Source organism: Paenibacillus sp. FSL R7-0048 (genome assembly GCF_038004505.1).
Taxonomy (GTDB): Bacteria; Bacillota; Bacilli; order Paenibacillales; family Paenibacillaceae; genus Paenibacillus_AQ; species Paenibacillus_AQ odorifer.
On the sequence record NZ_JBBORF010000001.1, the window covers coordinates 2,230,771 to 2,257,077 of the forward strand.

Below are 26,307 nucleotides of genomic sequence, written 5' to 3' on the forward strand. Positions count from 1 at the left end.
CCGGGACATCCCCTTTGTTCCTTACTTTTAGCGGGTCAATCAGGAAGATTCTGTTTCTGCAAAATATGATTCATTCTCCATTTAGAAGGTGTAACCCCATAACGCTTTTTGAACTGGGTTGTAAAATAGGTGCTGCTGTTGTAGCCCACTTTCTCGGCAATTTCCCGGATATCCAAGCCAAGCTCAGTGACTAATAACATCTGCGCCTGCTCCAGACGCAGCAGGTTAACGAAATCGGGAAAGCTGCAGTTTACTTCGTCGGCAATAAGTCTACTGAGATAAGCGGGACTTAGCGATAGCTTGTCAGCAAGGGCATTAAGGGAGAGCCTGGAGTCATCATAATGATCTCTGATATAACAAATGGCTTCACCAGCAATGCTCTTGGTCTGTACAGCGCTCATGCTGGCAATACGCTCGTGGGCGGTATAACAGCTGTCTACAATCCAATTCCATAGCTTGTCATAGCTTTGGATCTGCCAGATATGCTGGTAATTATCTAGAAAGCCGGAATGCTGGACGTCTGCATTAAGCTCAGCCGTGCGACTGAGCTCAAAGACCAGTCTCGATAAAGCGATGGTGGCAGGCTCGACGCGGTAAATGCAGGCTACTGCCAGCAATCTCTCCACTGCCTGCGGAATATGGTTCGAGAGTTCCGTCTGCTTAACGGCTTGCAGTACCGGTTCAAGGGCACTGTCGGGCATTGGGCTGCTGTTCAGGTGGATCGTATCATCGGCAAAGATGATGTTCTGCTGCACATGAAATTTAATATATTGCAGACTGTCCGCAGCCTCATTGTATTTAGCCCTCAGTAGGTTTAAATCATCCGTCAGCCCGCTGATTCCGAAGGCGCAGCAGGCTCCGGAAAGCTGTAGCTGCGCGGCGGTTTCTTCCCATTTGCCGCGGTACAAAGCGTAATCGCCGAAGCTGCCGCTGTGAAGCTCGCTCAGAATAAGTACAGCAGTGCCCTGATGTGGGCGGAAGGATTGAATGGCTGCAAGTTCACAGAAGGCATGTTCAATCTGTTGTATGTTTTCCTCAAAGGTATGCCGGAAGTCGGAGTCTTCAGGTTGTTCGGGCTCCAGAGTGGTCAGTACGCATACACAATATGCTCCCCCAGAAGCGGCTATGCTCATCAGGGGTGTCCCGCTGTTCTCCGGTGTTCTCTGCGGGGAAAGCAGCCACCGCATCAAGGTGCTATCATCGCTTTCTTTTTTTAGCTGCTCCAGCTTAACGCCAATCTGTTCGAGCTCCTGGCTTACGGTATCGAAATCGCCACCGGTTTTCAGCGCTTCTTCATTGCCAGATAGATGAGCGATATTGCCGAAGAGCCGGCCGATTGGCCTATACATCCGCCGCGAGATCAGGTTGGCGGTTATAGATGCGGCGGCAATCAAGGCCAAGCACAGGCCAGTCATCAGATTACGGGCATTGGAGATATCACGGATGCTATCCTTGTAGGAAGTCTCCGACACAAACCACAGCTTGTCCGCTGCAGAATATACATAGGTAATCAGCTGTGGCTCTTCACCTCCCTTATAGACAAAAGAGCCTCTTTCTGAGGTGGAGGACACCACCTGCTTTAACATGCCCTCTTCCAGAGGGATGTCAGATAATGCACTGTGCATGAGCACAGATGCTTTTCCGTCAAGCACAGCGTAACGGGTGGCTTCGCCTTCTTTTTGTGTAAACAGATTATTCTGCAGCTTTCCCAAATTGACGGTCAGTGCTACCGCACCATTATATTCGCTATCCGCAAACGCCCGGTCATTATAAAACACGGTGAGCAGGGTAATGGGGGTACCGTTATTCAAGGTTGCCTCCCACAGAAACGGTGATTCAACAATGATGTTATCCCGCATTCTCGAGAATAGCTCCAGCTTGGATTCAGGGCTTAGCGGAAGGTTTTCGAACATGGCAACAGGCTCATCCACTCCCATGATGTAGGCGTTCTCCATATATTGGTTCACAACCAATGCTCCGCGGATTTGGCTTAAGGCACTGTACAACTGGTCGCTCCAGCTGGTATCGCCATTCATCATGAGCGCGTTGATGTTTGGATTCCTATAGAAGTCCATAGCGTAGTTCTGGACGATCTCTTCATAGTTTGTAAAAACGGTTTCAGTATTCACCAGTACATTTTGGTTCGCCTTGTTGACATTATCTATCGTAATATTCCGGTACCAATAAAAGATCACTACAGCCAGTACTAGAATACAGCAAACTGAAATCGCGGTTAGGCTCATAAAAAAGCGGGAGTACAATTTCTTTCTTTTTCCCAAGCTGCTCACCCCTTCAGGTAAATCCTATTACACCCATTCTAGAGGGAAAAGCCATTCGCTGACAAGGAGTGAAATATGGGCAATATAGCATGAAAGTATAAAAATGAAGAAATAGAACATAGAAAATACAAGAAAGTTAAACTTATACGAACTATAATTGGTGGTGCTTACATTTGAATTGTTTTGAGGAGGATTACTTTTAATGAGAACATTCCACAATCCAGTGCTGCCGGGATTTTATCCTGACCCTTCCGCTATCCGTGTTGGTGAAGATTATTATCTTGTGACTTCAAGCTTTGAATTTTTCCCAGGCGTTCCTATCTTCCACAGCAAGGATCTGGTCAATTGGCGCCAGCTTGGCCATGTACTGGACCGCCCGTCCCAGCTCAATCTGGATCACTCGATTCCCTCCATGGGTATTTGGGCACCGACGCTCCGCTATCATGAGGGAGTTTTTTATATGATTACCACTTTTATTGACAATGACAAGAACCAGCATAATTTTTATGTAACAACAACCGATCCGGCCGGAGACTGGTCTGACCCTGTATGGTTGGAGGATGCACCCGGTATTGACTCCTCTTTGTTCTTCGATGAAGACGGCAAGGTGTATTATACCGGCAACCGTGTTCCGCCGGAAGGGCAGGCTTATCCGAAGCATATGGATATCTGGCTGCAGGAGATTGATCTCAGCCAAGGGAAGCTAATCGGTCCGAAGCAGAGTATTTGGCAAGGCGCACTCAAGGTAGCTCATGCGCAAGAGGGACCGCATATTTATAAGATCGGCGCTTGGTATTACGTGCTGATTGCCGAGGGCGGAACCGGGCATACTCATGCGATTACGATTGCCAGAAGCAAGAGTGTGACCGGTCCTTATGAGGGCCATAAAGCCAATCCGATTCTGACGCATCGCCATCTTGGCAGAGCGTATCCTATTGTTAATGTGGGTCATGGAGAGCTAGTGGAGACTCAGCATGGTGACTGGTGGATGTTCTGCTTGGCTTCACGAACCAGCGGTGGTTATTACCGCAATCTGGGACGTGAAACCTTCCTGACACCGGTAATCTGGGAGAATGAATGGCCTGTGGTCAATCCTGGCAAAGGAGTGCTGGAATTTGAGACGGAGGCTCCGGATTTGCCAGAGACAAAATGGCCGGAATTGCCTGCGCGCGATGAGTTTATAGGTAATGAGCTGGCACCGATCTGGAATTTCCTGCGGACACCGCGGGGTGAATTCTGGAGTCTTACCGACAAGCCTGGAGTTCTGCGGCTTCGCCTGAAGCCAGAACGGCTCTCGGAGATTGCCAATCCATCTTATATCGGTAGACGCCAGCAGCATTTGAGCTTCAGAGCGGCGACTGACATGACGTTTAGTCCCGCTGCAGAAGGGGAAGTAGCTGGTCTTGTTCTCCTCCAAAATGCGGATCACCACTTCCGTTATGAACTGGGGCTAGAGGCAGGCGAACGTGTATTACAGCTGATTCATCGGATGGGTGGCAGCGAGCAGCTGCTGGCGTCAGTGCCATATCTACAGGATCAGGTACAGCTTAAGGTGGAAGCCAGAGGACAAGAGTATAGCTTCTATTACAGAGCTTCTGAAGCCGCCAAGTGGACAGCCTTCTGTGAACGGACGGATGGCAGAGTGCTCAGCACCGATCTGGCCGGAGGATTCACAGGAGCATACCTCGGGATGTACACAAGCTCTCAAGGTGCAAAGAGCGAAAGCTATGCCGATTTCGACTGGTTTAGCTATGAAGGACTTGAGTAATAGGAGGAGGTGAAATTCAATGAGCAGCAATCTTGTAACTAACACGTATCCGATTCCCGAGCTTCCCCAGATTCCCGAACGGACTTTTGCAATCACGGATTATGGGGCAGAAGAGGGGGGATTAACGCTATGTACCTCTGCTATTCAGGCTGCACTGGATGCCTGCGCTTCGGCGGGAGGCGGAAAGGTTGTTATTCCCGCTGGCATCTGGCGCACAGGACCCCTTACTTTACGTAGTCGAATTAATCTGTATGTAGACAAGGGGGCGTTGGTGCAGTTTGACCCTGATCATACCTTGTATCCGTTACTTTCTTCCCATTATGAGGGGAATGCCGGCTGGCGCTGTCAGGCTCCGCTCGATGGAGAAGCTTTAAGCGATGTGGCAATAACCGGTGAGGGGATATTCGACGGCAGTGGCGAAGGCTGGCGCCCAGTGAAGCGGTTTAAGATGACCGAGAAGCAATGGGAGCGTTTGATCGAATCTGGAGGAGTGCTTGATCCGCAGGGCGAAGTATGGTGGCCTTCCCGGGAAGCCATGGAAGGTGAGGACTTCTGCCGGAAGCTGTGGGACAAGGGAGAAACTAGTATGGAGGCTTATCTGCCTGCTCGTACGTATCTTCGTCCGACGTTGCTTAGCCTGCGCAATTGCCGGCGGGTGCTGCTGGAAGGGCCGAGCTTCCAGAATTCACCTGCTTGGTGTCTTCATCCCATTGGCTGCGAGCAGATTACCGTACGAAATGTTCAGGTACGTAATCCTTGGTATTCGCAGAACGGGGATGGCCTTGATTTGGAATCCTGCACGCATGCTCTAGTTGAGCACAGCAGCTTTGATGTGGGTGATGACGCCATCTGTCTCAAGTCAGGCAAGGATGAGGAAGGCCGTAAGTGGGGAATGCCCTGTCAGTATATTACCATCCGGAATTGCACGGTATATCACGGACATGGAGGCGTTGTGATCGGCAGCGAGATGTCCGGAGGTGTCCATGCAGTTCGAGTTAGCGACTGCCTGTTCATCGGCACGGACATTGGCCTGCGGTTCAAAAGCACCCGGGGAAGAGGCGGTGTGGTGGAGGATATTGTAATGGAGAATATCAACATGACTGGCATCATCCACGAGGCTGTATCCTTTCATATGTTCTATGCAGGGGTTGAAGGATCGGAAGGGTATGACGAGCAGTTATTTTCGGTTACAGAGGAAACTCCGCAATTTCGGAAGATTACCCTGAAGAACATCGTGTGCCATGGTGCAGCAACCGCACTATTAGTGAACGGACTGCCGGAGATGCCGCTTGCTGATCTAACCATTGAAAAATTCCACGCAGTGAGTGACCGGGGAATTGTGCTGCGGCATGCTACGGGGCTCACGCTGGATCGTATCCGGTTGCAGACTTCGCAAATGCCGAAGATAACAGCGCATAGATGCAGCCACGTCACGCTCACTCATTCCGAAGATTTGACGATCACAGAGAGATAAAAAAATTCTATGGATGATGGAAATCCGTCTTGAACTTCCGTGGGTGTGACCTTGCTTCTTTTCGGTATTGGAGCGGGGTCAGACCGGTTGATTTTTTGAATGTTTTATTGAAATGGGAAAGATGTTCAAATCCGACAGTGGAGGCGATCTCCTGGATTTTGCCTGTAGATCCGACAAGCAGCCGTTCGGCTTCCCTTACGCGGACATGAACGATGTATTCCCGAAAGTGAAAACCCGTCAATCGGTGAAATACACGGCTCAAGTATGAAGGACTAATGTAAAAATTACTCGCAGTCTCTTCCAGAGTAAGGGCCTCACGGTAGTGATCACGGATATAGGTGGCTACATCCGTTACTAGATGATGGAGCGGATGTTTCGTCCCTCCAGCTTGTGAGATACTCTCTGAACGCTGGAGGAGAATCATCAGCTCGGAGAATAAAGCGATTACGCTGGTTTCGTAATACGGGCGCTGCAACCGGCATTCTTCCAGCATCCGGTTCATTAGAATTTCCGCTTCGTCCTGCTCGCGCAGGGTCAGCTTGAACAAGCGGTACCCGCGGTCATGAAACCAGATGGCTTCATTCTGCAGGGATGGCGGTAGAAGAGCAGGATCATAGTTGATCAGAATCCGCTCGAATTCGGCTACTTCCGAGCTTGCTGTGGAATGAAGCTCCCTTCCGGAGATAAGAATAAGCTCACCCTTATGAACCGTAATGACTCGGTCGTCCACAAAGTATACCCGCTCCCCTTGTATCAGATAGTACAGCTCGGCTAAGTCATGGCTGTGGGGACGTGGCATAGCAGTGATGCCTTTACGTTTCATATGCTGGATGCTGTAGCGGTCTTCTTCAATATGATATTTGTGATTGGGGCTAGTCAGGGTAGTCATAATTCTCCTCTTCTCTTACGAAGCGTTACGGTTATTATAGAATAAACTCAGGTTGATAGGAAAGGAGCCGCAGATGTTAATTACAGTCTCTAAGAGTGTCGACGAAGGATTCAGTAGTCTACAGGCAGCATTGGATTCAATTCCACAGGAACACAAGGAAGAAGTGACGATTCGGATCAAACCCGGCATTTACGAGGAAAAAATTACAGTGAAACAGGGAACGCCTCCGGTTCTGCTACTGGGGGAAGACACGAATTCCACCATCATTACGTGGTCAGACAACGCGCACACTTTAGGTCCGGACGGAGAGCCGATTGGCACATTCAAATCCGGTACCCTGAATGTATTCGCTGAGCATTTCACCGCTGAAAATCTGACCATTCGAAATGCATCAGGTCCCGGCACTGGCCAGGCGGTGGCTGCTTTTGTTGATGCTGGTCATGCTGTATTCCGGCGTGTACGCCTGCTGGGTGATCAGGATACTTTGTATACAGGGCAAGGAAAGCAATATTATAACGAATGTTACATTGAAGGCGATGTGGATTATATTTTTGGCGCGGCTACGGCTTTGTTTGAACGTTGCCGGCTGCATAACAAGCGTTCCAGAGGATATATAACAGCCGCATCAACGCCTGAAGACGCACCGTTTGGTTATGTATTCCTCGATTGTGAAATTACTGGCGGTCAAGGTGTAAGTGAAGTGTATCTTGGCCGACCTTGGCGCCCTTATGCACATGTGGCTTTTATCCGCACGGTCATAGACAGTTCGATTATCGGCGAAGGCTGGCATAATTGGGGGCAGCCGGACAGGGAGGAAACTAGCCGCTATGAAGAATATGGCAGCAGTGGACCGGGAGCCAATCCCGAAGCCAGAGCTGCATGGTCGCGGCAGCTGATTCCACAGGAAGCTGCGGAGTATAGGGTGCTGACCGTGCTTGATGGCTGGCATCCTGAAGGATATTAAGGAAGGAGCACTTCGGATGGAGCCTCTGGAACAATACATGAAAGAACTAGCTGGTTCAGCTCAACGCAACTCGGCTTTCAGCAAAGACATACCCTTTCAGCAATGGCGTGATGAGCTTAGCACAGCATTTACGAAGCGGTTAGGTGGCTTTCCAGAAATAGCTGAGGAGCTGCAACCGGTTCTGCTGGAACGAACCGTCTGCTCCGGGTATACCCGTGAACGTATAGAGATAACTACCTATGAAGGGTTGCGCATGCCGCTGTATCTTTTGATCCCGGATCAGCCGTTCTCTACCCCTGTTCCTGCCGTTCTTGCCATTCATGGACATGGCTATGGAAGCCGGGAGATCGTAGGCTTGAACCCGGACGGATCGGATCGGCAGGGAGATCCCGGGCTGCACAAAGACTTCGCTGTTTCACTGGTAAAACAGGGCTTTGTAGTGGCAGCCCCAGAGCTGCTCGGCTTTGGGGACAGACGATTGGAAGAAGACCTAACAAGCGGGGAGCCTGGACGTAATTCCTGCTTCCGCCTGTCATCCGCATTGTTGATGGTTGGGAAGACGATGGCCGGCTACCGTATCTACGAAACCATGCGGGCACTGGATTATTTGCAGACAAGAAAAGAAGTTAAGGATGAACGAATTGGAATTATGGGTATTTCCGGCGGGGGACTGGTGGCTGGCTTCACAGCTGCACTTGACGAACGAATCGCTTGTGCGGTCGTAAGCGGGTATGCCAATACTTTCGCAGACAGTATTCTGACACGCAATCATTGCCTTGATAATTATATTCCAGGGATTTTGCTGGAAGCGGAGATGCCTGACCTACTGGGCCTCATTGCCCCTCGTGGCCTGTTCCTCGAATCGGGAGATACCGATCATCTGTTTGGCCCACGCGGAACAAAATTAGCTTTAACCCAGTTGCAGACGATTTACAGGTCGGCGAATCATATCGGACAGGTAGAAGCGGACTTCTTCACCGGAGGTCATGAGATTCATGGTGAACCAGCCTTTGCCTGGCTGCGCAAGCAGCTCACCTGAGCATAAGATTAGACTTCATATGGATGACAAACGAAGGAGGAATAAGGATGTCTATAACTGAAGCAACAACCGTTCGCTTGTCCAGTAAAATCGCGAGTACGATTCTTGGAGGGTGCAACAAGCAGGGAGAGCATGAATATGTGCTGGAAAGATGGGCTTATGTTCCGGGCATGCTGCTGATGGCAATGGCCCGGGCGGGTGTTCAGCTCGACCAGCCTGAGTATGTCTCCTTTATGGAGCGGCATATGGACACATTTATTGGAGAGGATGGTTCCATCCGTACCTACAGGCTGGAAGAATACAATCTGGACCAGATTAACGAGGGGAAAAACCTGTTCTTGCTATACCAGAAAACCGGAGAAAAACGTTATGCTGAAGCAGCCCATTTGCTGGCCGCACAGCTTATTGGACATCCCCGCACCTCCGAAGGGGGATTCTGGCATAAGAAGGTATACCCTTTCCAGATGTGGCTGGACGGGCTGTACATGGCATCGCCATTCCTAGCGGAATACGGCAAGGTTTTTCAACGATCTGAACTGATTGACGAAGCGGCGCATCAGCTGCTGCTGGTTGAGCGGCGGACCCGTGATCCACGGACCGGTCTGCTCTATCATGGCTGGGATGAATCCAAAGAGCAGGAATGGGCTGACTCGTCTACCGGATTGTCCTCTCATTTTTGGAGCCGGGCGATGGGTTGGTATGCGATGGCTGTGGTTGATTGCCTGGAGCATTTTCCGCTCACTCATCCGCAGCGGGGGACGATCATTGGCATTTTCCAGCGGATGTGCGGCGCGCTTCTGGAGGTTCAAGACAAGGAGACTGGCCTCTGGTACCAGGTGTTAGATCAAGCGGGGAGAAAAGGCAATTATCTTGAAGCTTCCGGCTCGTGCATGTTTGTTTATGCGATGGCTAAGGGACTAAGATTAGGTTATCTGGAATCCTCTTTTATAGAGGCGATGTTGCAAGGGTATGAAGGCATTTTGACGCATTTGACTGAAGAGGATGAACAAGGTGTGCACTTGCACCAGATCTGTCATGGAGCGGGTCTGAGCAAAGACCGTAATGGCTCATACGATTACTATATCTCTGAGGACGTATTGTCGGATGTGCCTATGGGCGTCGCTCCATTGTTATTAGCATCACTTGAGGTGGAACGGTACCAAGCTGAAAAATAACAGAAGCCCAATCATTCCCTCTGAAATGGAATGATTGGGCCTTTTTTTGCTGCCAGATATATATTTATTAGCGTTTCAGCAGATCCTCGCGGATAGGTGTGAAGACATCGAGCAGCGCAGAGTCTGCTTCCAATGCGGTTACACCGTGCTTTGCATCTGGCGGTATGGCAATACTTTGCCCCGCGGTTACCTTATGCTTCTCGCCGTCAATACGAAATTCAAAGCTTCCACGCAGACAGTAGCTCATCTGCTCGTGAGGATGGCTATGCTCATAGCCCTCGGCTCCCTTTTCGAAATGAACCTCCATCATCATCAGACTGGCTGCAGCGTTCAAGATACAGCGTTTAACTCCCGGTTCTGCTGGTTCCCATACTCCAAGATTGCTCATGTTCTAATCTTCCTCCTTGTATATAGTTATCGGGGCATGGCGATGTGAATTCTGCCTGCCTCAATTCTTAATTGGGTTGCTTCAGGTTGCCCGGATGTTGACTCAGATTCTCCGAGCAGCCTAAGCGGTCCGAGACCCGGAACAGTAACAAGGTGTTCCTCCTTGGTGCCGTTGATGGCGGCGATAAACCATTTTCCATCCGTACGGGATATCCTGTACAAGCGTACTCCTTCGACAGCCTCTTCATAATCAAGCTGTTCAAGCTGTAGTGAAGAAGCATCTTCTGTCCGGGGATGAAGCAGAATGACGTAATCGCTTGTACCACCATAAACACGGAAATGTTGCTGCTCTGCCAGCGGATAATTCCCGGCGACAGCGCCTTCTCCCACTGTAATCACTGGAAGTTCTGGTTCGGCGATATAAGCGCTTAGGTGCTTGCCGTTCAGGCAAGCTGCATCAATGGATTGCTCCATTATACTTGCATCAGTACTGAGTGTATGCAGATTCCAGACGCTGTTCGATGCTCCCTCAATTCGATCCCATATCAAGTAGACGTTAAAGCCTGCTTTAATGAACAAGAAATTCCGCTCATATTCTCTGGCGTTAGCCTCTGGAATAAGACTGCTGGCATGATCTAACTCTTCTGAAAAGCGTACTTCCTTGCATGTGCTTTGCAGTGGGCCATTGGCAAAATTTCCGAATGAATCGGTAAATTGAACAACATTATGAGCTGCGCTGGACACATACCAATGCCGATCTCCGTTATAGTAACCTCCCGTTCCAGAATCAAGGGTTACTGGAACACCATCTGCCCAGATGGAGAAGTGCCCTTCATCATGATGAGCGTGATAAGTCAGCGGAGACGCCTCGTAGATTGCATAATGCTGAAGGTTCTGTTCTCCGTTGCGGAAGATGACATAACCGATATCGGGATAATGTACGGAGTCGAGTGCAGGCCTTTGTTCTGTTAAGTCGGGCTGTGGATATAACAGCGCGACCAGAGGCAGAGGAAATGCGCCACTATCCTCAATCGGTTCTCCGCCGTGCTTCCACGTCCAGAGCATTTCCCCGGCAAGCTGGGGGTCTTCGTCCATATAGAATGGGGCCGCATATCCAAGCAGGCGAAACCATTTTTCCTGCACATTGGCATCGCCGACCGCTGGTGTAAGCAGGATGGGGGAGCCAGAAGAGCCGCCTTGAATAATATCTGGTGCAGTCACTGTTCCGATTAGGAAACGGTACATGCCCTTTACCTTCTCATGCTTGAAATAATCAATGCCCTTCAAACGCTTTAATAGGACGAAGAAGAGAAAATAGCGATGCAATACTGCGCCATGGTAGCGAATATTTTCTGGCCATGCGCCGTCTGAATCCACCACTTCTGCCAGCTGCCAGTTGATGACTGAGAGGGCATGATCAAGATATGCCTCACTTTGTTTTTCATTGGGAAAGAGGAGGGCATATACACCCAGTCCGGTTGCCCGGTCGGCATTCCAATTACTGCGTTTTCCCCCCTTTTCATCTGGGAAGGTCTCCAGATCAAACCGGTAGTAGTGGGTATCCATCATCATGTCTGCGATATAGCGGAAATGAGCGAGAAGTTCGGTTTCTTCTCCAGTGAGGAATACACTGCTGCCAGCAATCTGATCGTAGATTACCGAAGCAGCAGCGAGCCCCCTCCCGATATGCACCGCGCCGTAAGTATCATCGTCATGCCAGCCGTCTCTACGGAAAATATCCATGCCTACCCGCATATCGGCAAGCATGTACTGGAGCTTTTGCTTGGCTCGAACCGCAAATTTACTTTCACCCGTGGTCATATACATATTGGCGTCCGCTCCCGTAGCCTCCAGCAGGAAGGCCCAATTGGTAAGTGTCGGCCGATTAAAAAGCGGGGAGAGCAGCTCAGTTCCCAATGGCTGCCCCGCAGCATTTAGAAAATGGACCCCGATGCAGATTCCTTCGCCCAGAGGAGCTTCCAGACTGAGTGCCGTCTGCACGCTGTAATGATCACCTTCGTATACAGGTATGGTCTCTCCATAATGAAGGATTGTCAATCCTTTCACTTCCTCATTACTGATGCAGATACATTGCAAATCGTCTGCCAGACTAGCGCCAGATGGGGTTACACCAGATGGCTGGAGACCCTGCTGCCAGCTGGCCAATTTCTCTAGATATACTGTGCTTCCGTTTTCTCGGTCTTGACTCCACCCCAGCATCCTAGATTCTAGACCGCCATTCGCTAGTTCAACCGGCAAGCCAAGCTGCGAATGAGTCAGACGCAAGCCCCCGATGCGCGCCGTGCCCTTTCCCCGAATCTGTACAGAAAGCTTGAGGAAGGCCGTTCTGGGAGGGGTTTTAAAAACAAAGGGTTCTACCCGGAACACCCCGAGTTTATGGAGGGGGGCAGCAGCTTCTCGGCTGGCAAATTGTTCAGACAGCTGTTGTTGTCTTTCGTACTCTTGCCGGACCTTGGGAAGCTGTTCGATTCTAAGGCGTATGCCCTCCAGCTCTCCTTCGGTATAACATCCGAAGGGGCGTGTACCGCCACCATATGCTGAAATCATCGGTAGTTCTAACCTCCTTGTAAAGTAGTCATGGTTCGTGGGTGAGCTTTCTCTTAATTAGTATAAACGTGGCTTTACGAAGGACGGGATAGATAAACAAATGAAGGAAAGGGGACAAAGCAACTGAAAAAGTGAAATTCTCCCCCAAGCGCAGTCGCTTTCTCCCTAACCGTTACGAACGGATAGAATTATCATTAAGGACATAAGCTTAGTCCAATGGACAGGAGGAACAATAAATGAATTTATCAAAACGTCAAATTAACGCCTGGACCTTCGTTGCTCCCAGTTTGATTCTGACGCTGGTTTTTGGAGTATATCCGATCTTTTGGGCTCTGAAGTACATGTTCTATGATTACCAGGGTTTCGGCGAACCCCTGTTTATCGGACTGGAGAATTTCGAGCGCTTATTAAGGGATCAGGAATTCTGGAAGTCAGTGGTCAACACCTTTATCTACGCTGGAGGCAAGCTGCTCATCACCTTGCCATTATCATTTTTACTGGCGGTTGTCCTCAATCGTGCTTTGAAAGGGCGGCAGCTGCTAAGAGCGATTTACTTTATGCCGACCGTAATCAGTGCTTCGGTTATGGCCATCGTATTCTACGTTATCTTTAATTCATACAATGGGATGGTTAACCAGCTATTGGTCGGCTCTGGAATTATTTCCGCTCCGATAGATTGGTTAGGGCCGAAATATGCCTTACTAACCGCTATTATGATTGCGATATGGGGGGCTATCGGTAACTATATGCTGCTCTTTATCGCTGGTTTACAGAACATTCCTGAGGATCTCTATGAGGCGGCATCTATAGATGGAGCTGGACCTTTCAGAAAAATGTGGAACATCACCGTTCCCATGCTCGGACCTGTATTGCAAATGATCATTATGCTCGCTATTACCGCCTCCCTAAAAGGCTACGAGAGTATTATGGTGCTTACCGAAGGCGGTCCTTATGGCAAGACGGAAGTTATGTACCTGTACCTGTATAAGCTGTTCTTCCCTGTATCCAGTGGAGGTACAAGCATTCAGCAGTTTGGCTACGGTAGTGCGGTTGGTTTTGCCACAGCAGTTATTGTAGGTCTGATTACCTTAGTCTACTTTTATGTATCTAAAAAGCTAAATGATATCTATTAAAAGAGAGGAGAATGAACAATGAGTACATTACATGCGGAGACGAAGAACACTTCGGTCCAGCCTGTCCGGTCCTTCAAGACCCGAGCGGTGCTGTCCCGGACCTTGCTGTGGATTTTTCTACTTATAGTGGCGGCTTTTGCGTTGTTTCCGATTATTCTGGCTTTTTTCGGATCCCTTAAGACCAATCTGGAGTTGACGACAGGAACCACCTTGCTGCCTAAGTCATGGCAGATTGGAAACTACGCGCAGGCTTGGAATTCGGCTAACTTTGCCCGCTTTACATGGAACAGTGTGTTTATCAGTATCTTTACCACCTTAGGCACTCTATTCATTGGAACGATGGCCGCATATGCGGTAGCGAGAGTCGATTTTTACGGGAAACGTATATATGTTGTAATTCAGTCCTGCACGCTGTTCATCTCGATCGGTGCTGTGGTGCTTCGGCCGCAATTTGACCTTATGGTAGCGCTTAATCTACAGAAATCGTTATGGGGTGTCATTATTATTCTGATTAGTGCGCATGCCACGGCATTTTTTATGTTGATTGGTTTTGTACGAGCGATTCCGAAGGATCTGGATGAGGCTGCTTTTATTGACGGCTGTAATTTCTATAGCGTATACTTTCGAGTTATCTTACCGCTTCTGACACCCGCCCTTGGAGTCACGGCGCTCTGGACCTTCCGCGGAGCATGGAACGAATATATTCTGCCGCTGGTTTTTACCATGACACAGCCAAAATTACAGACACTCACCGTAGGATTGGCGGGGCTAAAATATGGTATCGGCGATGCGGCGCAACCTCAATTGATGCTCGCGGGTGCATGTCTGTCCATGTTGCCAATGATTGTTGTCTATATTTTCGCTAATAAATCGTTCATGCAGATGACAGCTGGCTCTGTAAAGGGCTAAATTCGGGGCGGGCTTCGGACAGTTATTCAAGAAGGATGTGAATACATGCTGAAGGCCTGGGTTTATCGTACCTCTTTGAAGAAAAGAATATGGCTATCTTTTACCGCACTGACGGTATTCTGTATTTCTGTCACCGGTTTATTGGCTTACTCCATCGCTTCTCGGGCGATGGAGCGTAACTCTGTCGAGTTAAATCAAAATGTGCTGAATCAGTCAATCAATGTCCTGGACCAGAAGTTAAAGCAAATCATTGTGGCTTCCTCCACGATGATGTTGAGCGAAGCTTATCAGCAGACCATCCGGGATATTAAAGCTCATAATATGGAACGTTTTTTTGCCAATTTTTCTATGCTGCAAGCGCCCTTCACGCAGGTAGAGTTGACGGAAAACTCCATTGAATCTATCTTGATCAGTACGCCGGACGGGGATTTCTACTCTACCAGCAATCAGCGCAGAACCTTGACCCCATTTCTAGAATCTTCGCTGTATCAACGGATTAAGGAGAAACCTGAAACCAATTGGGTGGAGAGTCATCGGGACGAGCTATTTGCCGGGAAACACCATGTTATTTCCCTAGTCTTGCAGCCGCTTACAGACAATTATGTCCCTGATCTATTTTTGATCGTTAATGTAAAAGAGGACATTCTTGAAGATACTGTAAGTGGAGGCGGGAGTCTTGGCTCCGCACGTTTTTTACTGATCAATAAAGAGGGAACAAGCGTCTTCGGAGACGGGAGACGTCCGGAATGGTCTCGGGACTCTGTGTTTTTGGACAAACTGAGGGAAGCGGACCGGGGTAATTTTGAATATTCTGCTGGGGATGGGCCAATGCTGCTCAGCTATGCCAGTTCAGGGTACGCAAAAGACTGGGTGTTGGTCAGCTACCTGTCCAAAAAGGAACTGCTGCAACCTGTTCGGAGTATTCAATGGCTGGTGTTGATGATCATGGCGGCATGTATCGTCATCGCGCTTTTCCTTGCAAGGTATCTGTCCGCTTTGCTACTGGGACCGCTGCTGAAACTGCAACGGACGATGTCTCGTGTTGAGCAAGAGGATCTCAGTGCACGCTTCCAGAGTCCTTTCCAGGATGAGATTGGGGAGGCGGGACGCAAATTTAACCAGATGTTAGACCGGATTGGTGAGTTGATTGTTGAAGTCAAGGATACAGAAAAAGAAAAGAGAAAAGCGGAGATCAAGGCGCTTCAGGCGCAGATCGAGCCTCATTTTTTATATAACACATTAAACACGATTTTCTGGAAATGTGAGATGGATGAATATGAAGATGTGAAACAGATGGTCATTTCGCTGTCTGCACTGTTTCAGCTGGGACTGAACAACGGGCAGGAAATTACGACCTTAGGCAAGGAACTGGAACATGTCCGCCAGTATCTAAACCTTCAGCAGCAATGTTATGAAGGGTTGTTTGACTATACAATTGATGCCGGAGTGGAACTGCTGGAGCTTCCTGTGTTGAAAATTATTATTCAGCCCTTGGTGGAGAACTCAATCCTGCACGGCCTTAAGGAATTAAGGGGAGGGGGAGTGATCCGGATCTCTGTAGAAGTAGCCAAAAACACACTGCTCATCCGGGTTACCGATAACGGAACCGGCATGAATGCGGAGAAACTCAATGCCTGGCTGAAGGAGCCGAACGGCAGTGGAGGTTACGCTCTGTCTAATATATGTAGCCGACTGCAGCTGTACTACGGCAAAGAAGCCGGATTGGTCTTTCGAAGCAGTCCGCGTGTTGAAACCGAAGCTGTTCTATCCATTCCTGTGGAAGGGGGAATAAATGCTGAGCACCCATTCAATTAAAATATGTATTGTTGATGATATTCCTGCAGTGGTCCGCGGATTGTCGCAGCGGATTCCTTGGGAGGAACATGGGATTGTGATCGCGGCCACCGCGGCAGACGGGGAAGAAGGTCTGGAGCAGATCCGCAAGCATCGTCCTGACATCGTATTGACGGATATCCGAATGCCTTTTAAGGATGGTTTAGAGATGATGCGGAGCATCCAAGCCGAGCAGCCAGGCATCAAACTGATTTTTTTGACGGGTTATTCTGATTTCACCTATGCCCAGGAAGCAGTTAAGCTGGGTGCCTTTGATCTGATTGTAAAACCGTATACCAAGGTTCAAGTGCTTGAATCCGTATTGAAGGCCAAAGAAGTGTTGGAACGGGAACGCAGTCAAGCTGAGCAGATGATGGGCATGGAACAAAAGCTGCGCGAGAGCTTACCTTATTTGCGTCAGGAATATATGCGTCTGCTCATCCGTTACGGCACTAGGCAGCAGCACTTGAGCCAGCAGTGGGATTTTTACAATATCGAGATGAATAACCATAACTTTTGCGTGATGGTAGCGGAAGTGGATTTTTTTGTGGAACGTACATCAGAACTTACGGTTTCCGAAGTGGAATTAATCCGCTTTGCCGTACAGAATATTTTGGAAAATACAATATCCGAATACACTCGGGGTATTGTGTTCCGGGAAAATGTGAATCAGTTCGTTATTGTGATGAACCCTCTGGCGGAGCCGAATATGGAGCAACTTGCAGAGAAATGCCGGGAAAATGTACATCGGTATACGTACCAGACGGTATCCATTGGACTGGGTGGAGAGGTGGAGGAGGTAGGGCAGCTTTCTGCTTCCTATGCGCAGGCGCTGTCTGCACTTGCGAACACCTTTCTAAATGGTGGGAACAGCGTGTACACCTATGTTGAAGATGCAGTCGTGAATGCCGTGCTACCCAGATACTCATATGACAAGGAGAAAGAATTGCTTTATTGTCTGCGTTCGGCGAATTTGTCCAAAGCAGAGGAGCAGCTGGATCATATTTGGCATGATTGGATTACTGCACCGGCAACGCCTAACCCGTCCATCGTTAAGACGTTATGTCTTGAACTGGCTCATTCTATCCATCGGATTTTTTCGGAAAAAGCAACGGATTCGGAAGTTAAAACTCTGGAAAATAAGCTTGCAGACATGAGTAGTGCAGTCTCTTTTGAAGATCTTAGCCGCCAGATTCGGGAATTTTGCCGTTTGGGCTGTACGTATTTGCAACAACGCCAATGCAGTGACGCGCGTATGCTTGTGGATCGGGCCATCACTCATATCAATGGAAATCTGCAGCGAAATCTATCCGTCGCGGACTGTGCACGGGAGGTGCATCTTAGTCCTAGCTACTTCTCCAATCTTTTTAAAAAGGAGACGGGAATGACACTCGCCCAATATATTATCGGGAGACGAATGGACAAAGCCAAGGAGCTGGTGCTGGAAGGCATACAGGTTCAGGATATTGCCATCTCTTTGGGCTATGAGGATCGACCCTATTTTACAGAGCAGTTCAAAAAATACACCGGAATGACGCCGACTGACTTTCGTGCAAAATATACCTTGCCCAAAGTGGAGGGAAACAGTGATTTCGTCTCCCATTGACAGTTGTTTTCTCCTTCACTGATAAAAGGGCAGTGGAATTATAATTTTCTTAAGAAATGAATGCGATTTCAAAAGAAAAGGGAGGCATTTTAGATGAAAAGAAACAAATGGATATTAGCTGGGGTTTCGCTGATGCTGGCTGGCTCGTTGGCCGCCTGTTCATCATCCGAATCTAATACGGAGGTAAGCAGCAGCAATACAAATTCCGAAAAAACAAAATTGGTCTACTGGACCATTGATCGTCATGATTCTGATTTTATTGAGCAAAAGATCAGCGAGTATGAAGGTCTTAATCCCAATATCGAGATTGAAATGAAGGTTATGGCAGAGAACTATACGCAGTCGGTGGATATTGCCTTCTCCAGCATGCAGGCGCCTGATATTCTCCGGGTGGATACTTATAACGTGCCAACATGGGTCAAAAGAGGGTATCTGGAATCTTTTGATAGCTACATTTCACCAGAGATGAAGAGCCGGTTCGAGAACGTACTTATCAACGAGAAAAATACCGTTGACGGCAAAATATATAGCCTTCCCAATATCGGTCAGTTCTGGCGCCTCATCTATAACGTAGATTTGTTCGAGAAGGCTGGCATTACAGAGCCGCCTACCACACTCGCAGAGATGGTCGAGGATGCCAAGAAAATTACGGCAGCGGGAAAAGATATAGGCGCTTACGGCTTCGCGGGTAATTTCAAAAGTACCAGCGGATTTGAGCGTATCGCTTATCCAATAACAACACTTAGCAAGACTAAGGGCACAGAGGGCTTCGACTTCCTGACCGGGCAATTTGATTTTAGCGTATATAAAGAGGTTGCTGAGGCGCTGCGGCAGATTAAGGTGGATGGAAGCATGATGCCAGGATCGGAATCGCTTGATATCGACCCGCTGCGTGCGCAATTTGCTCAAGGCAAGATCGGTATGTATTTCAACCATTCCGTTGAGCCGACGGTCTACAAAACCCAATTCCCAACTGAAATTCGCTGGGCAGCTGCGATTCCTCCAACCATTGACGGGGAGCAGAAGGGTGTCAGCCAAGTTATTGCAGGAAGTTATTTGGCTATGAGCAAGGATTCTAAGCATAAGGAAGAAGCTTGGAAGTTTATTGAATGGATGTACAGTGATGATGTGCAGATTGCTTACCAGGAAGCAGGGTATGGGGTTTCGGTTATTCCATCGGTTGCTACTGTTGCCAAGGCACCAGACATTGCAGGAATTGAAGATTTTCTGCCTACGAAGTTAGACGGAATTTATCCAGCGACTCCGATGGTCATTAGTGAAGGACGTCTGGAAGGACTAAAGAAGGTTGATGTCTTCAATAGATATATTTTTGGTGGTGGAGATTTAGATAAAGAGCTTCAGGACTTGAATACTCGCTATAATGCGGCGCTTGAAAAAGCCAAAGCTGCAGGTGACACCGATATCGAAGCACAGCCGGACTTCGATGCAGGTTCCCTGCAGGGATCATTGGCCAAATAAATCGAAAAAGACGCCCCTTCGGCTTCGTATTAATACGAGCTAGGGGCGTCTTTTTTTGATGACTACTATGATAATTTTTATTCCTCAGTCGTTTTAGCTGTGCTCGGGGTTCCTTTGTTATTGTAGAGCCACAGCGCGTATTCCAGAGGGCGAAGCAGGGCTTTGCGGTATGTGGTTCCGTCACCTGATCTTGCGAACACTTCACGGGCGGGCTTGGGATTAACCTCCAGCACGTAAATTTTACCTTCGCGATCAATGGCGAGGTCCAATGCAAGCTCACATAAGGCTCCGTAACTTTCTTCCAGGAAGGCTGCGGCATCAAGGCCTAACCTCTCGGCAGTCTTCATGACCTTATCGGTTTTATCCTGACTACCCAGCCATTCCTTCAGCAGTGTTTCCGCTCGAACGGCATGACCACCGCCATGAAGATTGGAGGTTACACTCCGCGCTGCACCGACCCGTGCTGCCATACCTGTGAGTTCCCAGACACCTTGCCCATTCTTTTGAACGAGCATCCGGTAATCATGGAAACGTCCGCCCGGCAGACGTAATGGGATCCCCTGTTGGATAAGGAAACGCCCGCCGATACACCATTGCCGTACGATGGAATCCAGCCGAGTAGAAGAGACTTTACGGGTGGGAATGATTCGGCGATCCTGGCGACGGCCTTGAATATCATATACCCCACGCCCATCCTTCATTTTCTCAATTCTGAGAATGCCACGTCCGCCTGTGCCGTTTGCCGGCTTGATATAGACTACTGAATTGGTTTTCAGCATCCGGCGCAGGTCGGCAGAGGACTGATAGAGTAAAGTTTCTGGCATATGTTGCCGGAAACGGCTTTTTTGTGAGAATGTTTGGTGAATGGTCCATTTGTTGCGCAGTGGACGATTCAGAAATAACAGATGATTGTAGCGTTCTCGGAAACGAAGCAGTTGCTGAAAGCGTGAGCTGCGCTGAATACGGCAACGGTCATAAATCATGTTCGGAAAAGAACGCCATTTGCGTGACCATTTTCCGCTCTTGGGATCAAAGACAAGGGCATGGATCTGCTCTTTGCTGGGATGAACATCCATGGGGGTAAACACAAAGACATCCAAGCCAATTCGTTTGCCCTCGACGATCATTCTCCGGTACACGGCCTTTTCTTCAAGCTGCTTGGCTTCGTTAATATATAAAGTAAGAATGCCTAAGACGGGCTCTGGCACAGGAGTTCACCTTCTTGTGGAGAAATAGTAGTGCTGCCGGTATGATGGGGTGACCGGAGCAGTAATGTTGGCTTGCCGGTAGGACCAGTGGTAAGTGTGTCGGCAGCAAGGCCGATATTGAAGCACATCTTTAGGCTAGCAGTATTGTCGCAGGCAACACTGCATTGCAGATGCCCGAGGCGTTTCAGCTGGGCAGCCATTAAGGCAGTGCCGGTATGTCTATTCCGGTAGAAGGGGTGCACAGCGACAAGACAGGCTTCTGCACCGAAACCGGATACGAAGCTGACTCCTGCGAGCTGGCGCCCATTCTGACCGCGTACGGTAGCGACAAGCAGCGAGATACCCGGCTCTGACAACTGATCCGGTGTTAATCGGGCCAGTACTTTGCAAGCTTGGTTTGTGATTCGCTTCTCCCCATGCGCTCTTATAAACTCAAGCAGTCCAGCCAGCCGTGATTTCCACTGCTTGGCATTTGTGTCATAGATGGAGGATATCTGCATGCTGTGTCACATCCTTTTAATGATTTCTATTTAAACTGGCGCGCTAAATGCTGGCCGTAGTGAAAGATTCGCTCTAGGGACAGCTTGCGGATCGCGGGTTCATCAAATTTCATCGGCCGGGAGTTGGCCTCAAAGAACCAGAGTCCCCCATTCTCATCTACACCCAGATCCATCGACATCTCTCCGAGCATAGAATCAGAAGCTCTTTCAATTTGTCTAGCGATAAGAAGGGCGGTTGTAGGCACGCTCTTCAGGATCATGGCTGCTCTTTCGGTTCCAAATGTACTTTCCAGCATGCTGGCAGGCTCTTCAATACTACCGCCGCGTGGTACATGTGTCGTTATACTTCGGGCACCGGCGAGGCGTGCACCTATGCCAGTGACTCCCCAGCCGCCTCTGCTGTTTTTTTGCAGCAGCACCCGCAGATCAAACGGTCTTCCCCGATGAGTCGCCAGTTCAATAGCCTGCTGCACAATATAACGAGAGATTCCTTTTTCTTTTCCGATTCTTGCCCAGAGCCGGTCCATGGAAGCTGCTTTGTACGTCACATTTTTTTTGCCGCTTTGAATTTGGAGCCGGTAAGGCAAAGCGGTATCTGCACGATATTTTAAGCGCATAATTCCTTTTCCTGCTTTGCCATTCTCTGGTTTAAGGTAGAGGCTGGTATGCTGGTTCAGCATGGCAGTAAGGGTGTTTGCACTGCGTAATCGTCTCGTTTTTGGAACATGCTTTGAGGTGGAGTGCGAACCCCTTAACCATTCGAACAGACTCCATTTATTGAAAAAATATGGATTATATAGCTTAATGCCTGGATGTTCCAGGCATTGAGCTATTTTACGTACCACAGCAGGTTTTTCCTCATCCTCACGGGTGGGAATTCGGTTATAAATGATTTGTGGAAGAGGTACAGGAATGCTGTACCAGATTTTACCGCTGGACGATGGGACATATCCGTTCACCATCCGTTCCTCAAGTTTGAGGTCACGGACAGTGATGACGTAGACAAGAAATCCCATTTCTTTGCCTGTGCGAATAATGTCCCGGAAGTTGCTGCGGTTGCCATTAAATTGCCGTACTTTATCGCTGGTTGTCAGTATGGCAATAACAGGTTTTGTATCTTCCGGATTATGGGTGCTCACATCTCATCCCTCCTGCGGAATTTGCTGAGGTATAGACAATGCTCCAGAATGTGCTCGATGGAAGCTTTGCCCTCAGCGCGCAGGGAAGGGTGACGGAAGATGGAACGACCTGGTTTGGCGTTGGCCTCGAACATCCAGATGTCTTCATCCTGATCAATTCCGAGATCAAAGCCAATTTCACCGAGCAAATGACGATGCTGGACTTCTAGTGATTCTGCCAGCTTGATGGCTGTAGTCTTTGCACGCTGCAGTACTTCATCAGCTCTTGCGCCGAATACACGTCCGAGTGCTTGCTGAGGTGTAAGCAATGCTCCTCCATTTTTAAGGTGAGTGGTGACACTGCCACGGCCGGCTTTTTTAGCGCCTATGCCGACTACAATCCACTGATTACTGCCGTTTTTATGCATATGGAACCGGAAATCAATCGGGCAGCCATCTATTTCAATGAGACGTATTCCCTGCTGAACTATATAATTTTGCAGATTTTGACCGTGACGCGAACGAAGCATACGCATAAGGGCTTCAAAGGTGGTAAAGCGTAAAAGAACGTTTTTTCCACCGCGGCGGTAGCGGGCAAAATACCCCTTTTTCGGGAGATAGGTAAGCCGGTAAATTCCGTGACCCAGACTTCCCGCAGAAGGTTTATAGTATACAAAATGATGGTGATCCAGCATTTCTCTCATTTTTTCCGTGGACGGATTGCTGTGGGTTTCAGGTACATATCGATTTGCCGCCCCATCATTTTCTAAAAGCTTATAGATATCGGATTTATTGAAAAAGCTCCAGTTAAAGTATGGAATTCTTTTCCGCATAAATCGTTCGCGAAGTTGGTTGATATAGGGTGAGGTCTCAGCTCTCCGACTGGGCAATCGATTATAGACAACATCAGGTAGAGGGACCATTTTTCGTTCAAACTTACCGCTTGAAGTCAAAAAATATCCATAGACCTGTTCCTGTTGCCAGTTGATGTCACGCGGCATAAAGGCAAATATATAACATTTGTTGCTGCCTTCCCGCAGTAATTGCTTGATGAACCCTGTGCGAGAACCGAAGGGCTGAGACGAGGAAGCAGGACCATCGGACAATATGCCAACTAAAGGTCCTAGCTGCACCTCGTCATTCTGTAGATTGCGTAAATAGACACCACCTGATTTCGGAACCTTGATAGCGCTTTTTACGCCTGAGGCGAGATATAGGTGATTTCCGGCGCGCTTGATGGGCTTGATCATGGTCGGGGTGGCATCTTTACCGAGCCTTAAGCGTATATTTTTTTTCCCCGTTAACTTCAAGCTTTTCATCAGTGCACCTGATACATATACAACTCTTTGGGGCTGCTTAGTGAAATGCACATTGCAAAAAGTGAGACTCATTTATGAATCCTCCTTAGGAACCATTGTTATCATTCTCCCGTTTGTAACGGAGCTGTCCGTAGATAGGGATGGTATCCGTCGTTGTGTGAGCAGTAGATGGCGCGCATAAGACAGTGGATTCTCGGCGGCGAGCTTAGCAGCCCGGCGGTCGCCCGTCAGCCGGAATACCGTGCGCCCTGGCTTGGAATTTGCTTCTAGTAAATGAATCCGACCGCTCGAATCAATACCGAAATCAAGGCCGAGTTCTCCAAGCCTGCCGCATGCAGCCTCCAGTAGGGGAGGCAAGTATGCAGCTTCTGCAGCAAGCTCATGCATGATGTCTTTTCCACCCTGACCATATTCAGCAAGCAAAAAAGGCAGGGGAGAAACAGCTGTTCCGCCGCCATGCAGGTTCGAAGTCAGCGAACCTTGGTTACCCAGCCGTACGGCCATGCCGGTAAGAGTCCAGCGGCCAAGGCCATTCTTTTGCATCAATACACGCACATCGAACGGTTGCCCCTTACTATTCGTTAGGTGCAGGAAAGGCTGTATAATATAGCGGCGTGAGCCGATAAATTCATGAATCCAGTTCAGTCCTTCAGCCTGTGAGTCGAAAACATATTGAAAAGGTGTATTTGTACCGTCACGCCCTCGAACTCTCATACCTCTGTTTTGCAGTATGGCATGTAATGTACGTTTGCCATGGGTGCCGGCCTTGGGCTTTAGAAAGACTCCATATTCTCTTTCAGCAAGCATTGTACTTAACCTGCGGGTACCGGTATAGAGTACAGTTTCCGGCAGTATTGCCGCTGCTCTCCGGTCGCGCTTCAATATCTCATGTACACCCCATTTATCTGGCAAACCTCGAGACCAAGGCAAGGAACGATGAAGAGTAGAGAGAGCAGCGGAAGCTTCTTTTCTTTCTTTAGGACCTTCGTAAAAGCAGCGATTATAGACAATATCTGGCGGTGAAGAAGTGGTATTCTGCCAGCTTCCATCTTTCCAGGTATAGCCGGTAATGGAGGACCCGTCTGCCGCTACTCCGTCTGGATGAAATACGAGGACTTTTAGGCTGTATAGAGGAGCTGCCCGGCATAAATGACTGCAAAACTCTGGCTCGGCGATCGGTGGATTCCCGTTGCGGCGGCCTGTCATAATGCCGAGGAACCCCACTTCTGTTTCAGTCATCGTGTCCTCCTTATAAACCGGCCAAGTAGCGGCAATATAAAATCATTTGCTTGACGGACGGTCTTATTTTTTGATCGTTTAACGGTGTATTATCGTTCTTGGAGGGCTTGGAGTTAACCTCTAAGAGCCATATTCGTCCTGATTGATCCAGTGCCAGATCGATTCCGAGCTCTCCGAAATGAGCGGGGATAAAGGTTTCGACCCCTCTTGCAATGGCAAGTGCTGCTCTGGGCAGCTGAAGCTGAACGTTTTCTTTTGCGCCCGGAGGAAGACTGCTCTTGCTAACCGCTTCTTTTACAGTGCTGAGACTGCCACCTCTAGCTAAATTAGACACGAAGTGATTGCTTCCGGCGGTGCGGGCGACAATGGAGGTAACCCCCCATTTTCCGCTGCCATTCTTCTGAACAAGTGCCCGGAAATCTACAGGCCGCCTTCCTAGCTCCATCAAAGGCAATCCCTGCTGAATCTGGTATCGAGTAGTCTTCATTTTGGGAGCGATGGACTGGTACAATTTAGCGAGAGTGGTGTAGCTTTGCTTGCGTGTACCTATGGAGGTAGTAGACAACAGACGGTAACCTCCGCCTTCTTCTTTAGAGATACGAAGTATGCCTTTGCCGAGACTGCCTCGTACAGGTTTCAAAAATACACTTGGGTAATGGCTGCACATCTTCTTCATTACGGCAAAGCCGTTCAACGCATGCGACTCAGGTAAATACCGCTGCAGGGAAGGGTCTTGCGCTAAAGCTTCAAATACCTCTGTCTTGTCAAGAAATTTTTCGTTGAAGAAATGCGTTCCATATCGTGATTTTACATCCGCCAAAAAATGCTGTACGCTAGGTTTATTCTCCACCTTTCGCGTCGTTAACCGATTGTTGATTACATCGGCAATGGGCAGACTCATTTTTCTCCAACCCTCGTTGTATACCCAGCCCTGAATGGAAGAACTGCGTGTTTCCAGCGCTTCCGGGGTAAAGAAATATACATAGGCGCCTTGTGTGTGGCAGGCATTTGTCAATTCCCGGCAGAACATGGTAATGGGTCCAAACAACCTGTCGAGATTATCTGGATGGTCACGACTGACGAGCACGCCGATCAACGGTCCAAGCCGCAAGGTGCGGCTTACAGAGCTGTAAGAAACGTTGAGGGTTTGTCGGTGTTTCCATCCGGTCCGCCGCGCCAGTCCTTCGCTTACACGCAGGATGTCGGATTTGGGAGCTGAGATAATGGTAACCTCCTGCCGGAAAGAGCCGAATGCCAGCTGGAGTGTTCCGTGAGACGGGATTTTGAGTCTTTTCATGGATTTTTCGCCAAGCATTATAGCGTTTTCCTGCAGGATGCCCGAGTTGACCGTATGGACCGGGATCTTGAATTGGGACATCGTGGATCTCCTTCCGGTAGGCAGCATGATGCCGGCAATTTG

Annotated in this window: 20 protein-coding genes; 10 read left to right on the plus strand and 10 right to left on the minus strand. The window is 48.9% G+C overall.

Annotated elements, in window-relative coordinates:
* Positions 1–35: 35 nt before the first annotated feature.
* Positions 36–2,279: an AraC family transcriptional regulator gene (locus NSQ91_RS09690; RefSeq protein WP_076304370.1), complete on the minus strand. Its 2,244-nt coding sequence runs from the start codon at positions 2,277–2,279 to the stop codon at positions 36–38.
* Between the two features lie 202 nt (positions 2,280–2,481).
* On the opposite strand from NSQ91_RS09690, the gene NSQ91_RS09695 reads away from it, so the two are divergent.
* Together NSQ91_RS09695 and NSQ91_RS09700 are read left to right on the plus strand one after the other, a co-directional pair.
* A complete protein-coding gene (locus tag NSQ91_RS09695; RefSeq protein ID WP_076304371.1) occupies positions 2,482–4,047 on the plus strand; it encodes a glycoside hydrolase family 43 protein in 1,566 nt (521 codons plus the stop codon).
* Positions 4,048–4,066: 19 nt separating this feature from the next.
* Positions 4,067–5,521: a glycoside hydrolase family 28 protein gene (locus NSQ91_RS09700; RefSeq protein WP_076304372.1), complete on the plus strand. Its 1,455-nt coding sequence runs from the start codon at positions 4,067–4,069 to the stop codon at positions 5,519–5,521.
* Between the two features lie 7 nt (positions 5,522–5,528).
* On the opposite strand, the gene NSQ91_RS09705 is transcribed toward NSQ91_RS09700, so the two are convergent.
* Positions 5,529–6,410: a helix-turn-helix transcriptional regulator gene (locus NSQ91_RS09705; RefSeq protein ID WP_076304373.1), complete on the minus strand. Its 882-nt coding sequence runs from the start codon at positions 6,408–6,410 to the stop codon at positions 5,529–5,531.
* 73 nt (positions 6,411–6,483) lie between these two features.
* Here NSQ91_RS09705 and NSQ91_RS09710 point away from each other — a divergent pair, with 73 nt between their 5' ends.
* The 3 genes from NSQ91_RS09710 to NSQ91_RS09720 are packed head-to-tail and all read left to right on the plus strand — an operon-like array spanning position 6,484 to position 9,588.
* Entirely contained in the window at positions 6,484–7,374 is an 891-nt protein-coding gene (locus NSQ91_RS09710; protein WP_076304374.1) for a pectinesterase family protein, read from the plus strand.
* The gene (locus tag NSQ91_RS09715) at positions 7,349–8,413 is read left to right on the plus strand and encodes an alpha/beta hydrolase family protein (protein ID WP_256716517.1); all 1,065 of its coding nucleotides are present in this window, start codon (positions 7,349–7,351) and stop codon (positions 8,411–8,413) included. Before NSQ91_RS09710 ends, NSQ91_RS09715 begins: the two co-directional genes overlap by 26 nt.
* 47 nt (positions 8,414–8,460) lie before the next feature.
* On the plus strand, positions 8,461–9,588 hold the full coding sequence (locus NSQ91_RS09720) for a glycoside hydrolase family 88/105 protein (RefSeq protein ID WP_076304375.1): 1,128 nt from the start codon (positions 8,461–8,463) through the stop codon (positions 9,586–9,588).
* Between the two features lie 67 nt (positions 9,589–9,655).
* Here the strand turns inward: NSQ91_RS09720 and NSQ91_RS09725 are convergent, their stop codons facing one another.
* Together NSQ91_RS09725 and NSQ91_RS09730 are read right to left on the minus strand one after the other, a co-directional pair.
* Positions 9,656–9,976 carry a cupin domain-containing protein gene (locus NSQ91_RS09725; protein WP_036683993.1) on the minus strand — a complete coding sequence of 107 codons (321 nt, stop codon included), beginning with the start codon at positions 9,974–9,976 and terminating at the stop codon, positions 9,656–9,658.
* A gap of 26 nt (positions 9,977–10,002) precedes the next feature.
* Positions 10,003–12,543, minus strand: a complete 2,541-nt coding sequence (locus tag NSQ91_RS09730; RefSeq protein ID WP_076304376.1) for a heparinase II/III domain-containing protein — start codon at positions 12,541–12,543, stop codon at positions 10,003–10,005.
* A gap of 236 nt (positions 12,544–12,779) precedes the next feature.
* Here NSQ91_RS09730 and NSQ91_RS09735 point away from each other — a divergent pair, with 236 nt between their 5' ends.
* The 5 genes from NSQ91_RS09735 to NSQ91_RS09755 all read left to right on the plus strand — a co-directional run bounded on the left by NSQ91_RS09735 (position 12,780) and on the right by NSQ91_RS09755 (position 19,503).
* Positions 12,780–13,676 carry a carbohydrate ABC transporter permease gene (locus tag NSQ91_RS09735; protein WP_038569654.1) on the plus strand — a complete coding sequence of 299 codons (897 nt, stop codon included), beginning with the start codon at positions 12,780–12,782 and terminating at the stop codon, positions 13,674–13,676.
* Between the two features lie 18 nt (positions 13,677–13,694).
* Positions 13,695–14,585, plus strand: a complete 891-nt coding sequence (locus tag NSQ91_RS09740) for a carbohydrate ABC transporter permease (RefSeq protein ID WP_081383142.1) — start codon at positions 13,695–13,697, stop codon at positions 14,583–14,585.
* A gap of 45 nt (positions 14,586–14,630) precedes the next feature.
* Entirely contained in the window at positions 14,631–16,400 is a 1,770-nt protein-coding gene (locus NSQ91_RS09745) for a cache domain-containing sensor histidine kinase (RefSeq protein WP_076304377.1), read from the plus strand.
* Entirely contained in the window at positions 16,378–18,024 is a 1,647-nt protein-coding gene (locus NSQ91_RS09750) for a response regulator (protein ID WP_076278573.1), read from the plus strand. Before NSQ91_RS09745 ends, NSQ91_RS09750 begins: the two co-directional genes overlap by 23 nt.
* A gap of 93 nt (positions 18,025–18,117) precedes the next feature.
* The gene (locus NSQ91_RS09755) at positions 18,118–19,503 is read left to right on the plus strand and encodes an ABC transporter substrate-binding protein (protein ID WP_076304378.1); all 1,386 of its coding nucleotides are present in this window, start codon (positions 18,118–18,120) and stop codon (positions 19,501–19,503) included.
* A 77-nt stretch (positions 19,504–19,580) separates the two neighbouring features.
* Here the strand turns inward: NSQ91_RS09755 and NSQ91_RS09760 are convergent, their stop codons facing one another.
* Genes NSQ91_RS09760 through NSQ91_RS09785 form a run of 6 tightly spaced genes read right to left on the minus strand, consistent with a single transcriptional unit; the run spans position 19,581 to position 26,265 of the window.
* Entirely contained in the window at positions 19,581–20,711 is a 1,131-nt protein-coding gene (locus NSQ91_RS09760; protein WP_076304379.1) for a YheC/YheD family endospore coat-associated protein, read from the minus strand.
* Positions 20,693–21,211 carry a GNAT family N-acetyltransferase gene (locus NSQ91_RS09765; RefSeq protein WP_076124882.1) on the minus strand — a complete coding sequence of 173 codons (519 nt, stop codon included), beginning with the start codon at positions 21,209–21,211 and terminating at the stop codon, positions 20,693–20,695. The genes NSQ91_RS09760 and NSQ91_RS09765 overlap by 19 nt, the downstream gene beginning before the upstream one ends.
* 26 nt (positions 21,212–21,237) lie before the next feature.
* Positions 21,238–22,350 (minus strand): YheC/YheD family endospore coat-associated protein, encoded by a 1,113-nt coding sequence (locus tag NSQ91_RS09770; RefSeq protein WP_076124884.1) that lies wholly within the window; start codon positions 22,348–22,350, stop codon positions 21,238–21,240.
* A complete protein-coding gene (locus NSQ91_RS09775; protein WP_036683976.1) occupies positions 22,347–23,720 on the minus strand; it encodes a YheC/YheD family endospore coat-associated protein in 1,374 nt (457 codons plus the stop codon). Before NSQ91_RS09775 ends, NSQ91_RS09770 begins: the two co-directional genes overlap by 4 nt.
* The gene (locus NSQ91_RS09780) at positions 23,721–24,887 is read right to left on the minus strand and encodes a YheC/YheD family endospore coat-associated protein (RefSeq protein WP_076191142.1); all 1,167 of its coding nucleotides are present in this window, start codon (positions 24,885–24,887) and stop codon (positions 23,721–23,723) included. It abuts the gene before it with no gap.
* Between the two features lie 10 nt (positions 24,888–24,897).
* Positions 24,898–26,265, minus strand: a complete 1,368-nt coding sequence (locus NSQ91_RS09785) for a YheC/YheD family endospore coat-associated protein (RefSeq protein WP_036683975.1) — start codon at positions 26,263–26,265, stop codon at positions 24,898–24,900.
* Between the last annotated feature and the right edge of the window lie 42 nt (positions 26,266–26,307).

Excerpts from the sequence above, each read along its gene's own strand:
- NSQ91_RS09695 (WP_076304371.1), top strand. The coding sequence starts at position 2,482 with ATGAGAACATTCCACAATCCAGTGCTGCCGGGATTTTATCCTGACCCT.
- NSQ91_RS09700 (WP_076304372.1), top strand. The coding sequence starts at position 4,067 with ATGAGCAGCAATCTTGTAACTAACACGTATCCGATTCCCGAGCTTCCC.
- NSQ91_RS09705 (WP_076304373.1), bottom strand. The coding sequence starts at position 6,410 with ATGACTACCCTGACTAGCCCCAATCACAAATATCATATTGAAGAAGAC.
- NSQ91_RS09710 (WP_076304374.1), top strand. The coding sequence starts at position 6,484 with ATGTTAATTACAGTCTCTAAGAGTGTCGACGAAGGATTCAGTAGTCTA.
- NSQ91_RS09715 (WP_256716517.1), top strand. The coding sequence starts at position 7,349 with ATGGCTGGCATCCTGAAGGATATTAAGGAAGGAGCACTTCGGATGGAG.
- NSQ91_RS09720 (WP_076304375.1), top strand. The coding sequence starts at position 8,461 with ATGTCTATAACTGAAGCAACAACCGTTCGCTTGTCCAGTAAAATCGCG.
- NSQ91_RS09725 (WP_036683993.1), bottom strand. The coding sequence starts at position 9,976 with ATGAGCAATCTTGGAGTATGGGAACCAGCAGAACCGGGAGTTAAACGC.
- NSQ91_RS09730 (WP_076304376.1), bottom strand. The coding sequence starts at position 12,543 with ATGATTTCAGCATATGGTGGCGGTACACGCCCCTTCGGATGTTATACC.
- NSQ91_RS09735 (WP_038569654.1), top strand. The coding sequence starts at position 12,780 with ATGAATTTATCAAAACGTCAAATTAACGCCTGGACCTTCGTTGCTCCC.
- NSQ91_RS09740 (WP_081383142.1), top strand. The coding sequence starts at position 13,695 with ATGAGTACATTACATGCGGAGACGAAGAACACTTCGGTCCAGCCTGTC.
- NSQ91_RS09745 (WP_076304377.1), top strand. The coding sequence starts at position 14,631 with ATGCTGAAGGCCTGGGTTTATCGTACCTCTTTGAAGAAAAGAATATGG.
- NSQ91_RS09750 (WP_076278573.1), top strand. The coding sequence starts at position 16,378 with ATGCTGAGCACCCATTCAATTAAAATATGTATTGTTGATGATATTCCT.
- NSQ91_RS09755 (WP_076304378.1), top strand. The coding sequence starts at position 18,118 with ATGAAAAGAAACAAATGGATATTAGCTGGGGTTTCGCTGATGCTGGCT.
- NSQ91_RS09765 (WP_076124882.1), bottom strand. The coding sequence starts at position 21,211 with ATGCAGATATCCTCCATCTATGACACAAATGCCAAGCAGTGGAAATCA.
- NSQ91_RS09775 (WP_036683976.1), bottom strand. The coding sequence starts at position 23,720 with ATGAGTCTCACTTTTTGCAATGTGCATTTCACTAAGCAGCCCCAAAGA.
- NSQ91_RS09780 (WP_076191142.1), bottom strand. The coding sequence starts at position 24,887 with ATGACTGAAACAGAAGTGGGGTTCCTCGGCATTATGACAGGCCGCCGC.
- NSQ91_RS09785 (WP_036683975.1), bottom strand. The coding sequence starts at position 26,265 with ATGTCCCAATTCAAGATCCCGGTCCATACGGTCAACTCGGGCATCCTG.